The 14,088-nt window shown below is 62.0% G+C and carries 12 protein-coding genes; 7 read left to right on the forward strand and 5 right to left on the reverse strand.

Features of this window, described 5'->3' with window-relative positions:
• Window positions 1-43: 43 nt before the first annotated feature.
• Window positions 44-508: a hypothetical protein gene (locus QM647_RS11270; RefSeq protein WP_414995609.1), complete on the reverse strand. Its 465-nt coding sequence runs from the start codon at window positions 506-508 to the stop codon at window positions 44-46.
• Between the two features lie 428 nt (window positions 509-936).
• On the opposite strand from QM647_RS11270, the gene cyoA reads away from it, so the two are divergent.
• The 7 genes from cyoA (at window position 937) to QM647_RS11305 (ending at window position 9,420) form a co-directional block, all read left to right on the forward strand.
• Window positions 937-1,983: a ubiquinol oxidase subunit II gene (gene cyoA / locus QM647_RS11275; protein ID WP_414995739.1), complete on the forward strand. Its 1,047-nt coding sequence runs from the start codon at window positions 937-939 to the stop codon at window positions 1,981-1,983.
• A gap of 6 nt (window positions 1,984-1,989) precedes the next feature.
• Entirely contained in the window at window positions 1,990-4,056 is a 2,067-nt protein-coding gene (cyoB, locus tag QM647_RS11280) for a cytochrome o ubiquinol oxidase subunit I (RefSeq protein ID WP_414995610.1), read from the forward strand.
• Window positions 4,057-4,060: 4 nt separating this feature from the next.
• Window positions 4,061-4,717 carry a cytochrome o ubiquinol oxidase subunit III gene (gene cyoC / locus QM647_RS11285; protein WP_414995611.1) on the forward strand — a complete coding sequence of 219 codons (657 nt, stop codon included), beginning with the start codon at window positions 4,061-4,063 and terminating at the stop codon, window positions 4,715-4,717.
• Window positions 4,717-5,133 (forward strand): cytochrome o ubiquinol oxidase subunit IV, encoded by a 417-nt coding sequence (cyoD, locus tag QM647_RS11290; protein ID WP_414995612.1) that lies wholly within the window; start codon window positions 4,717-4,719, stop codon window positions 5,131-5,133. The genes cyoC and cyoD overlap by 1 nt, the downstream gene beginning before the upstream one ends.
• Window positions 5,134-5,309: 176 nt before the next feature.
• Entirely contained in the window at window positions 5,310-6,929 is a 1,620-nt protein-coding gene (locus QM647_RS11295; protein WP_414995613.1) for an MFS transporter, read from the forward strand.
• The gene (locus QM647_RS11300) at window positions 6,926-8,047 is read left to right on the forward strand and encodes an HlyD family secretion protein (protein WP_414995614.1); all 1,122 of its coding nucleotides are present in this window, start codon (window positions 6,926-6,928) and stop codon (window positions 8,045-8,047) included. The genes QM647_RS11295 and QM647_RS11300 overlap by 4 nt, the downstream gene beginning before the upstream one ends.
• Entirely contained in the window at window positions 8,044-9,420 is a 1,377-nt protein-coding gene (locus QM647_RS11305) for an efflux transporter outer membrane subunit (protein ID WP_414995615.1), read from the forward strand. The genes QM647_RS11300 and QM647_RS11305 overlap by 4 nt, the downstream gene beginning before the upstream one ends.
• Here QM647_RS11305 and QM647_RS11310 read toward each other — a convergent pair.
• The 4 genes from QM647_RS11310 to cysT form a co-directional block, all read right to left on the reverse strand.
• A complete protein-coding gene (locus tag QM647_RS11310; protein ID WP_414995616.1) occupies window positions 9,398-10,966 on the reverse strand; it encodes an inorganic phosphate transporter in 1,569 nt (522 codons plus the stop codon). The two genes, QM647_RS11305 and QM647_RS11310, sit on opposite strands and share 23 nt — an antisense overlap.
• 248 nt (window positions 10,967-11,214) lie before the next feature.
• The gene (locus QM647_RS11315) at window positions 11,215-12,249 is read right to left on the reverse strand and encodes a sulfate/molybdate ABC transporter ATP-binding protein (RefSeq protein WP_414995617.1); all 1,035 of its coding nucleotides are present in this window, start codon (window positions 12,247-12,249) and stop codon (window positions 11,215-11,217) included.
• Window positions 12,250-12,260: 11 nt separating this feature from the next.
• Window positions 12,261-13,106 carry a sulfate ABC transporter permease subunit CysW gene (gene cysW, locus QM647_RS11320; protein ID WP_414995618.1) on the reverse strand — a complete coding sequence of 282 codons (846 nt, stop codon included), beginning with the start codon at window positions 13,104-13,106 and terminating at the stop codon, window positions 12,261-12,263.
• The gene (gene cysT / locus QM647_RS11325; protein ID WP_414995619.1) at window positions 13,103-14,014 is read right to left on the reverse strand and encodes a sulfate ABC transporter permease subunit CysT; all 912 of its coding nucleotides are present in this window, start codon (window positions 14,012-14,014) and stop codon (window positions 13,103-13,105) included. Before cysT ends, cysW begins: the two co-directional genes overlap by 4 nt.
• Window positions 14,015-14,088 lie beyond the last annotated feature (74 nt).

A 14,088-nucleotide genomic window follows, 5' to 3' on the forward strand; every position in this document is an offset into this window, starting at 1 on the left:
GCCGGACTGTCCGGCGGCCGTTTGCTTATTCTGTAGCCTTGAATTAGATGCGAACCTTGACCGGTTCGGCATGGGGCAGACCGTTGACCCAGCGGGTCAGGGCATCATCCATATGGCCCAGCACGGCGAGGTGCAGGCGCTTGAACGGATGGCCGGCCAGGGTCAGGAAGATCTGGAACATGCCGTAGTGCGGTTCCGGGGTCAGGGCGTCGATGATGTCCGACTTGCGGATCACGGCGTCGATGACCAGACCGTTATATTCCAGACGATCTTCGTAGAGCGACAGCTTGCAGCGCCAGATCATGGGGGCGCCGAAGAGGGCGGCCGCGATGGGAATCAGGCTGAGTGCAATGCCGCCGAACTGGGCGACCGCGCCATGCATATGGGTATAGGACTGTATCGCACCGGTAACACCCATAACAATAAGCGCCAGGGCGCCGGCCAGAAGAAGGGCTTTGAAAACCGGTCCAAACTGATAGACACGCGGATAGGCTTTAGTCGCTTCCATACTCTATTTCCTCACGTCAATTAATTTTAACGCCTGCGTCAATTTATCCCACGCTACCTCATAATTGGGATATTGCAACGCCTTTTCCCAATTTTAGATTAATGAAACGGCGTAAAATCGGCCTGCGCGGATTTGGGCAGATTTTGGATGTCACGGTTATTTGACTTTTACGTCAGTGTTTGCAGCGTTAAATAACTCCGTTTTTTAACGCAAATGCGAAAAAATAAATGCGGCGGTGCGACAATGTGCCCCTTGCGACCCTGGCGAAATTCCTGTTTACGCGTCGGAATCCTCGCGAGAAAAAGCGCGAAGAGTGTGCCAACTCCTTTGTGTGATTTAGGTTTAGTCCTGTGAACCCTTTGGATCGTCATTCGACGCGCCTTTTACAGGCCGTATTTTCCAAGCGGAGCGTTTCCTTGTCTTCTATATTGCGGCGCACAATTAAGCGCGCCTTCATCGCGGGCAGCCTGATTGCAGGCGCGGCCCTTTTGTCGGGATGTCACATGGCTGTGATGGACCCGAAGGGCCCCGTCGGGATGCAGGAAAAAGACCTGATCATCCTGGCCGTGCTGTTGATGCTGATCCCGGTCGTGCCGGTCATCTTCATGACCCTCTGGTTCGCCTGGCGCTATCGCGCCTCCAATACCAAGGCGACCTACGCGCCGGATTTCGAACATTCCAACCGCATCGAGGCCGTCGTCTGGGCGATCCCGACCCTGATCATTATCGCGCTCGGCGCCGTGACCTGGGTGTCGACGCACGAACTGGACCCGCGCGCGCCGCTGGCGCCGCATGAAGCCCAGGCGAATGTGAAGCCGATCGAGGTCGAGGTCGTTTCGCTCGACTGGAAGTGGCTCTTCATCTATCCCGAATACAATATCGCCACGGTCAACGAGATGGCCCTGCCGGTCGGCACGCCCGTCCACTTCAAGCTGACCTCGGCCACGGTGATGAACTCCTTCTTCATCCCGCAGCTCGGCTCGCAGATCTACACCATGACCGGCATGGAAACCCAGCTGTCGCTGCGCGCCGACCATGCAGGCACCTATGACGGCATTTCAGCCAATTACAGCGGCCACGGCTTCGCCGGCATGAAGTTCCAGGCCCTGGCCATGGACGACGCCGGTTTCAAGGCCTGGGTGGCGAAGGCGCAGGCCTCGCAAGTCCCGCTGGATGCCGCCGCCTATACGCAGATTTCCAAGCGCGACCTGGCTTTCAAGCCAGCCTATTACGCTTCGGTCGAGCCGGACCTGTTCCACAAGATCCTGAACAATTGCGCCACCGGCGGCCTGTGCACCGATGACTCGCACAATATGGCGATGATGAAGAATCTGGCGCCCGGCGCCGATCAATGCAAGCCGGGTGAAGAGTCCCAGACCAAAACCAAGTCCAAAGCCGCGAAGCCGGCGGTCGTCACCGAGGCGGCCATCACCCCCAAAACCCTTTTCCAGTCATCTGGCGCGCACAAGAGCTGATATCATATGTTAACGCACGCAGAACCTGCCGCCAGCGCGGCTTCAACGGCCGATGTGTCGCCGCTTGTCGAATTCCTGTTCGGCAAGCTGCGCATCGATTCGGTGCCCTGGCATGAACCGATCATCATGGTCGCCGGCGGCGGCATGGTGGGCGGGGCCATCTTCGTCCTCGCCCTGATCACCTATTTCAAGCAGTGGAAATACCTCTGGACCGAATGGCTGACCTCGGTCGATCACAAGAAGATCGGCGCGATGTACATCATTCTGGCCCTCATCATGCTGCTGCGCGGCTTTGCCGACGCCCTGATGATGCGCGGCCAGCAGGCCCTGGCCTCGGCCGGCGGCTCTGGCTACCTGCCGCCCGACCACTTCGACCAGATCTTCTCGGCGCACGGCGTCATCATGATCTTCTTCATGGCCATGCCCTTCGTCATTGGCCTGATGAACGTGGTCATGCCGCTGCAGATCGGGGCGCGCGATGTCGCCTTCCCGTACCTGAACAGCATGAGCTTTTGGCTGACCGCTGCGGGCGCCATCCTGATCAACGTCTCGCTGGTCATCGGTGAATTCTCGCACGCTGGCTGGCTGGCCTATCCGCCGTTCTCGGAGCTGGAATTCTCGCCAGGAGTAGGGGTGGATTATTACATCTGGGCCCTGCAGATTTCCGGTTTGGGGACTCTGCTTTCAGGCGTGAACCTTATCACCACCATCTTCAAGATGCGCGCGCCGGGCATGACCCTGATGCGCATGCCGGTCTTCACTTGGACCACCCTGGCCGCCAACATGCTGATCGTCGCGGCCTTCCCGATCCTGACCGTGACCCTGGCCATGCTGGGTGCCGACCGTTATTTGGGCATGCACTTCTTCAGCAATGACGGCGGCGGCAACCCGATGATGTACGTCAACCTCATCTGGGCCTGGGGCCACCCCGAAGTCTATATTCTGGTGCTGCCGGCCTTCGGCATCTTCTCCGAAGTCGTCGCTACCTTCTCGCGCAAGCGTCTGTTCGGTTATGACGCCATGGTCTACGCCACCATGTGCATCTGTATCCTGTCGTTCATCGTCTGGCTGCACCACTTCTTCACCATGGGCGCCGGCGCCAACGTCAATGCCTTCTTCGGCATCGCCACCATGATCATCTCCATCCCCACGGGTGTGAAGATCTTCAACTGGCTCTTCACCATGTATCGCGGCCGTGTCCGTCTCGAACTGCCGATGCTGTGGACCCTGGGCTTCATTATCACCTTCGTGATCGGCGGCATGACCGGCGTTCTGCTGGCCGTGCCGGGTGCCGACTTCGTGCTGCACAACTCGGTCTTCCTGATCGCCCACTTCCATAACGTCATCATCGGCGGCGTGGTCTTCGCCTGCATCGCCGGCCTGAACTACTGGTTCCCGAAGGCGTTCGGCTTCAAGCTGCACGTTGGCATCGGCAAGGTGTCGTTCTGGTGCTGGCTGGTCGGCTTCTACATCGCCTTCATGCCGCTCTATGCGCTCGGCCTGATGGGCATGACCCGCCGCCTGGACTACATGAACAACCCGGTGTGGCACGTCTACCTGATCGTGGCCCTGTGCGGCGCGTTGCTGATCTTCGTCGGCATCCTCGCCCAGCTGCTGCAGATCGTCTATTCGATCTGGAAGCGCAACGAGCTGCGCGACCTGACCGGCGATCCGTGGGACGGCCGTACCCTGGAATGGGCCACGTCCTCGCCGCCGCCGTTCTATAACTTCGCCGTGGTGCCGAAGATCGGCAATCATGACGCCTTCTGGGACGCCAAGCAGACCGGCCAGGCCTATATCCAGCCGAAAACCTACGAACCCATCCACATGCCGCGCAATACCCCTACGGGCTTCCTGATCGGTATTGTCAGCGCCGGCCTCGGCTTCGGCCTTGTCTGGCACATCTGGTGGATGGCGGGCGGCGCTCTGCTGGTCATGATCGGCCTCGGCATCGTCCATACCTTCAATGAAGACCGCGACTATTACGTGCCGGTCGATGAAGTGAAGGCGATCGAAGACACCCACTTCGCCGATCTCAAGGCCGCGGGCCAGGCTATCAAGGCGGGAAAGTAGGAATATGAGCAAGACCATCAATCCTGTCGAAGGTTACGAAAACCAGATCGACTCCGCTTACGACCACAACCCGAACGACGCGCATCACGCCGGCGAGCATCACGATGAAGCGCCCAAGATCACCCTTGGGTTCTGGATCTACCTGATGAGCGACTGCATCCTGTTCGCGTCGATCTTCGCCGGTTATGCGGTCCTGAAGGACAACATCGCCGGTGGCCCGAACGGTCGCGAACTGTTCGATCTGCCCTACGTAGCGATCGAAACGGCCTTGCTGCTGATCTCCTCGCTGACCTACGGCCTGGCCATGATCAGCATGGAAGCGGGCAAGCTGAAGCCGGTCATCGGCTGGCTGGCCGTCACCGCCCTGTGCGGCCTCGGCTTCATGGGCATGGAAATCCATGAATTCGGCAAGCTGATCGCCGAAGGCAACGGCCCGAACCGTTCGGCCTTCCTGTCGGCCTTCTTTACCCTCGTCGGCACGCACGGTATTCACGTCACCTCCGGCCTGATCTGGATGGGCGCCATGTTCGTCCACCTGTTCAAGCGCGGCCTGACCCCCGCCAACCGCATCCGCCTGATGACGCTGAGCCTGTTCTGGCACTTCCTCGACATCGTCTGGATCGGTGTCTTCACGATCGTCTATCTGATGGGAGCCGCCTGATGAGCACGCCCGATACCGCCAAGCCTAAAAAGGCCAAGGACCCGCATACCCAGCCGGTCGACAGCCACGGCCATGGTCACCATGATGATCACGGCGCCGGCCACGGCACGGTGACGTCCTATGTCATTGGCTTCATTCTGTCGGTGATCCTGACGGCCATTCCTTTCGCCCTGACTATGATGCACGTGCTGCCGGTCGCCACCCTGATCCCGACCATCGTCGCCATCGGTGTGGTGCAGATCCTTGTGCACCTCTACTTCTTCCTGCACATGAATGCGTCTTCCGGGCAGATATGGAATAACGCCGCCTTTGTCTTCACCGTGCTGATCGTTGGCATTCTGGTGGTCGGCTCCCTTTGGGTCATGTACCACCTGAACACCAACATGATGCCGGGCATGATGCCTTCGGTGGGCTAAGCCCATCCATCTGCCTGTTGATTTGAAAAGCCCGCCCGTAGCGATACGGGTGGGCTTTCTGCATTCCGGACGGAATTTAAATCCCGTTAGGATTTGGCGGTTAAGCTCCATTAATCATAATTCGCGTTCGAGACCCTGCCGCCTTCTTCCTCCCCACAGGACAATGCTCACAGGTCATGCCCAGACAGGCCCGGAAACAGACCGCCGATAGTGAATACGTGTTCGCGCCGCACGAGCGGCCGTCCATGCCCGGCTCTCCTTATGCGCCCAGCCACCCGCTGCGCCGCAAGCTGGGCTATGTGATCGTTGCGATCATCATGGCCATGGCGGCGAGCCTCTCCAACGCCATTGTCAGCGTCAATACCCAGTCGCTGGCGGGCGCCATGGGGGTAACGACCACCGAGGTCACGTGGCTGCTGGCCGTCTATGTCGCTTTCAACGCCTCGGCCAACCTGTTGCTGATCAAGGCGCGGATGCAGTTCGGCATTCCGCCGGTCATGCGAGCCCTGCTGTGGCCCTATATCGTGCTGGTGTTTTGTGAACTCTTGTGGCCGAGCTTTTCGCTGGCCATTGTGGCGCGGGCGGCGGGCGGCTTTCTGGCGGCCGGGATGTCGTCGCTGGTTATCTATAATCTGATGCAGGTCTTTCCGGCGAAGTTCCGGCCTCTGGCTATCGTCTTTGCCGTCGGCCTGCCGCAGCTGGCCACCCCGATCGCCCGCCTGCTGCCGGTCGAGCAACTGATGGTCAATGGCCAGCAGACCATCCACATGATCGAACTGGGACTGGCCCTGGCGGCCTCAGCCGGCGCCAACCTCGTGCGCCTGCCGCCGACCGACAAGGTGCCGTCCTTCGATCCGCTGGATGCCATCACCCTAGCGCTGTTCCTGCCGGCCATGCTGCTGCTGTCCGTGGTCCTGACCATGGGGCGTTATCTGTGGTGGACCGATACGCCCTGGCTTGGCGTGGCCCTGGCGGTATCGGTCACTTTGTTCTTCCTCGTCGGTTTCATCGAATACAAGCGCACCAATCCGCTGCTCCACCTGCGCTGGATCGGCAGCAAGGACATCCTGCGCTTCTGCGCCGTGGCCATGCTGGTCAGGCTGGCGCTCAGTGAGCAGACCTATGGCACGCTTGGCTTGTTGACTGTCGGCGGACTGAACAATGACCAATTGCATGGGCTTTTCGCGGTCATCCTGTTCGCCATGATCGGCGGTACCCTGGCCAGCGCCGTGCTTTTGAAGGCGCCGCGCATTCCCTACCTGATCATTGTGGCGTCGCTGATCATTGCTCTGGGCGCCGGTCTTGACAGCTTCGCCTCCAGCCTGACACGGCCGCCGCAACTTTACCTGTCGCAGGCCCTGCTGGCCTTCGGCTCGACCTTCTTTATCGGACCTGCGCTGCTGTTCGGCTTCGGCAAGGTTCTGGAGCAGGGCAAAGGGTTCATCGTCAGTTTCAGCGTCATGTTCAGCCTGTCGCAGAATATCGGTGGCCTGGCCGGTTCGGCGCTTTTGAGCAGTTATCAGGTGATCCAGGCGCGGGCGCATACCCAATCGATGTACAGCCATCTGCTGGCCGGCGATCCGGCGGTGGCGGCGCGTGTGCAGGGGGGCGTGACATCGCTGGCGCAGGTGATTTCGCGCGAGGCCAATGTCGCAGCCTTCAATGATGTGGCGCGGCTCGTCATGGTCATCGCCATTCTGACTGCCTTCTACATTGCCTATCTCATTTTCCTCAAACGGCTGGCGGACCGAAAACAGGCCCTGGCCACATCCCCCAATGCAAAGGCGGCCGCATGACCGACGCTGTAAATCCCGCTCAAACCCCGGCTGCCGACGAGGCGCCGCGCCACTGGACTCCGCCGCAGCGGCCGAACATCGTCGTGGTGTTCTTCGCTGTTCTGGCCGTGGTGGCCGTGCTGCTGATTCTGTGGGCCTGGAACCTGCCGCCCTTTACCGGCGGTGATGAGGTGACACAGAACGCCTATGTGCGCGGTCGCACGACGGTGATCGCACCGCAGGTCAGCGGCTATGTCACCGAGGTGGTGGTGAAGGACTACGAGACAGTGCAGGCCGGGCAGGTGCTGGCGCGCATCGATGACCGCATCTACCAGCAGCGCGTGGCGGCGGCGCGCGCCAGTCTGGCGGCGGCGGAAGCCAGCCTGGCCAATTCGGAACAGGCGCGGGCTTCGCGCACCGCGGCGGCGGAAGGGCAGGCGGCGTCACTGGCCAGCGCTCAGGCCCAGCTTCTGCGGGCACAGGCCGATATGAAGCGCGTCGATGAACTGGTGGGGGATGGTTCGGTATCGTTGCGAGAACGCGACTCCACGCTCGCGGCCCTGCGCGCGGCCGAAGCGCAGGTCAATCAGGCGAAGGCGGCGGGCGATATTTCGCAGCAGGATATTCGCACTGTCGAGGTCAGCCGTGGGGGCCTGGCGGCTCAGGTCGAGGCGGCGCGGGCGCAGTTGAAACTGGCGGAGATTGATCTGTCCAACACGGTGATCCGCGCACCGGAGGCCGGTCAGCTGGGTGAGATCGGCGTGCGCGTTGGTCAGTACGTCACCAATGGCACGCAACTGCTCTCGCTGGTGCCGCCAGATCGCTGGGTGATCGCCAACTATAAGGAGGCCCAGACGGCGCGTATGGCGGTGGGGCAGCCGGTGGTCATGACGGTGGATGCGCTTGGCGGGGCCAAGATCAATGGGCACGTCGAACGCCTGTCACCGGCGGCCGGATCGGAGTTTTCCGTTATTCGCACTGACAACGGCACGGGCAATTTCGTCAAGATCCCGCAGCGCATCGGTATCCGTATCCGCATCGATCCGGGCCAGAAACTGGCGGAGCGCCTGCGGCCGGGCATGTCGGTGGAAACCCATGTCGCCAGCCATGCGAAGGTGAAGGCCGGGGGGAAGGGATGAAACGGCTCCTGTTACTGAGCGTGGCGTGTGTGCTGGGCGCTTGCGCAGGACCGCGCCCGGAGGCGTCGGTGCGCGCGAAGGTGACGCCGCCGGCGGGATGGCGCGACGCGGCGCCCGCACCGGCCGTAGTCAATATTGACTGGTGGCGCAACTTCAACGATCCGATCCTGACGCAATTGGTAGAGACGGCCCTGGCCAACAATACCGATATCGCCCTGGCGGTGACGCGGGTCGATGAGGCGCGTTATGGCTATCAGGCGGCGCAGGGCGCGTTGTTGCCTTCGCTCAATGCCAGCGGCGCAGGCGCCTATTCACGGTCGATTTCTTCGGTCACAGGCCGGCCGGTCACGCAAACCGCCGGCGAAGCGGACCTACCGCTGTCCTATGAAGCCGATCTCTCCGGCCGTCTGCGCAACACCTCAAAAGCCGCTCATGCGACCTTGCAGGCTTCGGAATATGCCCGTGAGGCGGCGCGGCTCAGTGTCGCCGGCACTGTGACCAGCGGCTATATCACCTTGCGGGGGCTTGATGCCCGCCTGGCACTTTTGAAAGAGACCCTGAGCACGCGCGAACAGGCGCTGGCAGCGGCCCGTCATCGCGCCGATACCGGCTACAGTCCGAAGCTGGAATTGCAGCAGGCCCAGGCCGAATACAGCGCCGCTCAACAGTTGATCCCGGCGGTCGAACTGGCGATCCGCCGCCAGGAAGATGCCTTGAGTGTCGTGCTGGGGGATAATCCGCGTGCGATCGAACGGGGTGTGGCTCTGGGGGAGCTGGCTGTACCTGCGGTGCCGGTTTCCCTGCCGTCCGACCTGCTGCGCCATCGTCCGGACGTGGCGCAGGCAGAGGCGCAGATTGTCGCAGCCGATCGCTCGCTTGATGTGGCGCGTGCCGCTTTCATGCCGACGATCCGCCTGACCGCTTCCGGCGGTTACGCGACCTCCGATCTGTTGCCGCATGGCTATGACGTCTTCTCGCTCGGCGGCAATATTGTCCAGCCCCTGTTCCAGGGGGGGCGCCTGAAAGCCCAGTCCGGAGCGGCGGCCTCACGGCGCGATCAGGCGGCCTTTGCTTATAAGAAGGCGGCGCTGAACGCCTTCCGCGAGGTCGAGGATTCACTGGCGGCGGTCGACCGGATCAATGCGCAACAGTTGATTCTGACGGAGCAGACGGCGTCACTGGCGGAGGCTTATCGGCTGGCCGGCAATCGTTACAAGGCTGGCTATTCGCCCTATCTCGAACAGATCGACGCGCAACGCACCTTGCTGGGGGCGCAACTCAGCCTGATCCAGGCGCAGGCGGATCATCTCAATGCCATAGTCGGACTTTATCAGGCCGTCGGCGGCGGCTTTACAGAAACTGGCGGAAAATGAAGTAGAGCGCACCGGAAAGGGCGATGGTGGCGGGCAGGGTCAGCACCCAGGCCAGGGCGATGCCGCGCAGGGTGCCGCCCTGCAGGCCGGAACGGTTGGCGGTCATGGTGCCGGCTACGGCGCCGGAGAGGATGTGCGTGGTCGAGACCGGCAGGCCCAGGCGTTCGGCGGCGAAGATGGTGACGGCCGAGACGATGCCGGCGGAAGCGCCTTGCGCGTAGGTCATCTTTGAATTGCCGATCTTTTCGCCGACCGTGACCACGATGCGTTTCCAGCCGACCATGGTGCCGAGGCCGAGCGCCAGGGCGGTAGCCACCTTGACCCAGCCGGGGACATAACGCGTCATGTCGTTCAACGCGGATTGCAGGCCGGAAAGAGGCGCCGGAGCGGTTTTAGCGTTTTTCAGGATGCCGACCGCGGCATTGACCAGATACATGTCGTTACGCAGCTGCGGCATGTCGGCGGCGGGCACGTTGCGCAGGGCGCCATGGGACTTGATTTCGTCTTCGATATGGCCGGTCATCAAGGCCAGGGCGCCGTAAAGGTCGGGCGTATCGATACGGCGGTTGCGCACGGCGGCATTGACGGCGCTGCGGGCGATATCGAGCGTGGGTACGGTGGCGCCATTGGCGTGGCTGGCAAAGGCCTGCGCGCCGGCATCGAGCTGCGCCAGATAGGCCGGTTGGGCGGCATCGGGCAGGGTGCGGTTGAGCGCATAGGTGGCCGGGGCGACACCGATCAGGATGATCATGATCAGGCCCATGCCCTTCTGGCCGTCATTGCCGCCATGGGCGAAGGAAACGCCGGTGCAGGCCGCAATCAGGGTGGCGCGTATCCACAGGGGCGGCGGCGCTTCGCCTTCCGGCGCCGCGTAAAGCTTTGGATTGCGGATCAGGGCCTTCATCGCCAGCAGCAGGAGGCCGGCGACGACGAAGCCGATCAGCGGCGAGAAGATCAGGGCCTTGCCAACCTTGATGGCCTGGGCCCAGTCGATTCCGGAGGTGGCGTTCATGGCCGAGGTCATCAGCTGGTTGGCGACGCCGACACCCATGATCGAGCCGATCAGGGCATGGGAAGACGAATTGGGGATGCCCAGCGCCCAGGTGCCGAGGTTCCAGATGATGGCCGAGATCAGCAGGGCGAAGATCATGGCGTAACCGGCGCCGGTCCCGACCTGCAGGATCAATTCGACGGGCAGCAGCATGACGATGCCGTAGGCCACGGCGCCGGTCGAGGCCAGGACACCGAGAAAGTTGAATACGCCCGACCAGATGACGGCGGTGAGCGGTTTCATGGAGTGGGTGTAGATGACAGTGGCCACCGCATTGGCGGTATCGTGGAAACCGTTGACGAATTCGAAGCCGAAGGCGATCAGCAGGGCCAGGCCAAGGAACAGGAAGGCGCCCAGCGTGATCGGTTCGCCGATCGACAGAGCGTCATGATGCACGCTCCAGCCGACATAGAGCAGGCCAAGGCCGATCGGAATAAGGAACAGCAGGCCGGCGGAAAGGCCGGAGGCTTTGGGTGTAGAGGGCGTGGAACTCACGAGGTCTGTCTCTGCCGGTTTTCGGTGGCGCCTCTTTGGCAGGTGCGGCGGCAAGAGTCGATTTGTTTTTATGACAGATTTATGACGACTATTGTTCGGAAAAGTCCTTGAAACAAAGGGTTTTCTGAATTTTGAATGCGGGGCTTGCTGTGATCTCAGGCCATTCAAGGCTTTGCGGTCGATATTTAGGCCGAACACGGATTAAAGGCCGGACATGCGTCCGGCCTTTAAAAAATGCGCCTTACGGGTCAAGCGTAGGCGTAAACCCGTTCCGGCCGCAGTTTCAGGGCGTCGCCGATAGCGAAGTGGTCGGCTTCGGTACCGTGCGGGTGCTGGGTTTCGAACAGGGCGCCATCTTCGCCCTTAAGTTCCAGACGCAGGCTGTGGCCGGCGGGCAGAACCGCGCTGACGGTAACAGGGATGCCGGCGCCGCTGCGTGACAGGACGGCCTCATAGGGACGGAAGCGCAGGGTGTAGTCACCATCATTCGCCGCACCGGCGACCGGGGCCGAGAAGCCGTCGAAATGGGCGACGCCGGCAGAGACCTTGCCGGTCGCCTTGTTGGCCGAGCCGAGGAAGTCGAACACGAAGGCCGATTGTGGGCTGGAATGAATTTCCAGTGGCGTGCCGATCTGCTCGACCTTGCCGGCCTTCAGCACCACGACACGGTCGGCGAGGTCGAGCGCTTCTTCCTGATCGTGGGTGACGAAGATGGTGGTCACGCCGGTCTCGTGATGGATGCGCTTGAGCCAGCGGCGCAGATCCTTGCGCACCAGGGCATCGAGCGCGCCGAAAGGCTCGTCGAGCAGCAGGATGCGCGGATTGATGGCCAGGGCCCGCGCCAAGGCGACCCGCTGCCGCTGGCCGCCGGAGAGCTGGGAGGGATAGCGCTTGCCGAGATCTTCCAGCTGGATGAGCTTGAGCAGGCGGTCGACCGTAGCCTTGATCTCGGCCTTGGAAGGACGTTCCTTCGCCGGACGGACATTGAGGCCGAAGGCGATATTCTGCGCCACGGTCATGTGGCGGAACAGGGCGTAGGACTGGAAGACCATGCCGATACGGCGGTCGCGCGGATTGAGCTTGAGATAGTTCTCGCCCTCGAAGGTGATGCCGCCGCTGCTGGGTGTATCCAGACCGGCCAGTAGGCGCAGCAGGGTGGTCTTGCCGGAGCCTGAGGGGCCGAGCAGGGCGATGAACTCGCCGGACTTAGCCTCGAAGGTGACATCCTTAAGCGCCGGGAAGTTGGTGAAGGTCTTGTTGACGTTGGAAATAATGAGCGACATGAAACTGTTTCCTAGTGTCGGCGGGACGCCGCGAGCTCACCCGCGAAGCGCCATTCCAGAAGGGTTTTAAGCACGAGCGTGACGATGGCGAGGCCGGCCAGGATGGAGGCTGCGGCGAAGGCGCCGATCGTGTCGTACTGGTTGTAGGTGATCTCGATATAGAGCGGCAGGGTGTTGGTCAGGCCGCGGATGTGGCCGGAGACCACCGACACGGCGCCGAACTCTCCCATGGCCCGCGCCGTACACAGCAGAACGCCGTAGAGCAGGGCCCACTTGATATTGGGCAGGGTGACGCGGAAGAAGATATCCCAACCGCGCGCGCCGAGCGTGCGGGCGGCCACTTCTTCATCCGTGCCCTGGTCTTCCATCAACGGTATCAGTTCGCGGGCGATGAAGGGCAGGGTGACGAGCACGGTGGCCAGTACCAGACCCGGCAGGGCGAAGACGATCTTGACGTCATAGTCGCGCAACAGGAAGCCGAACCAGCCCTGTGCCCCGAAGAGCAGGATCCACACCAGGCCGGAAATGACCGGCGAGATGGAAAACGGCAGGTCGAGAACAGAGAGCAGCAGGCTCTTGCCCTTGAACTCGAAGCGCGTGATGCACCAGGCGGCGCAGATGCCAAAAATGGCATTGAGCGGTACGGCAATGGCGGCGACCAGCAGGGTCAGAAGAATGGCGTCCTTGGCGTCCTCGGTCTTGAGCGCGGCCAGATAAGGCTGGATGCCTTGCGACAGAGCGGTGACCAGCACATTGATCAGCGGCAGCAGGATGATGAAGGCCAGCCACAGCAGGCTGAAGCCGAGCAGGGCGAAGGCGCCAATGGTTTTCGGTGAACGGGCGGCTCTGGCGGTCATTTGGCGCTCCCGGCATTGGCCTTGCCGATACTGGCGAAGAAGCGTTGGGCGATATTGAGGAACAGCAGGATGACCAGCGAGATGGCCAGCATGATGACGCCGACAGCGGCCGCGCCGGCATAGTCATATTCCTGCAGCTTGATCACGATCAGCAGCGGGGCGATTTCCGAGATATAGGGCATGTTGCCGGCGATGAAGATGACCGAGCCATATTCGCCGACGCCACGCGCCAGGGCCAGCGAGAAGCCGGTGACGAGCGAGGGCATCAGGGCCGGCAGGATGACGCGCAGGGTGGTCTGCACGGCGGTGGCGCCGAGGGTTTCGGCGGCTTCCTCGATCTCGGCCTCGAACTCGGCCAGCACAGGCTGGACGCTGCGGACCACGAAGGGCAGGCCGATAAAGGTCAGGGCGAGGAAGATACCGATCGGGGTATAGGCGATTTTCAGGCCCAGCGGTTCGGTGATCGAACCGACCCAGCCATTGGCGGCGTAGAGGCCGGACAGGGCTATACCGGCCACGGCGGTCGGCAGGGCGAACGGCAGGTCGATCAGGGCATCCAGCAGGCGACGGCCGGGAAAGCTGTAGCGCGTCAGGGCCCAGGCGACAGCTAGGCCGGCAAAGGCATTGACGACGGCTGCAGCCAGGGCGGTGATAAAGCTGAGCCACAGGGCGTGGATCACGCGCTCGTCGGTCAGAACGAACAGGAAGCCTTGCAGGCCGTGTTCCCACGGGCGGGCGATCAGTGCCGCCAGCGGAATGATGACGATCGCACTGAGGAAAAACAGCGTGATGCCGAGGGTGATCTTGAAGCCCGGCAGCACATGGGTCGTGCCTGTGGCGGGGTGGGGCGCCTGGAAGTGGTCCGGGATAACCGGTTCAGGGGGCGCGGTGTCGGGTTGTCCCGTCATCGGGTTGCCTCTTTGCTGGATGATTACGCAACTGCACCGCCAGCTTTTATGCGCAGACGGTGCGGAGATGGCAA

The sequence above is a fragment of the Asticcacaulis sp. genome (assembly GCF_047605585.1).
Lineage (GTDB): Bacteria > Pseudomonadota > Alphaproteobacteria > Caulobacterales > Caulobacteraceae > Asticcacaulis.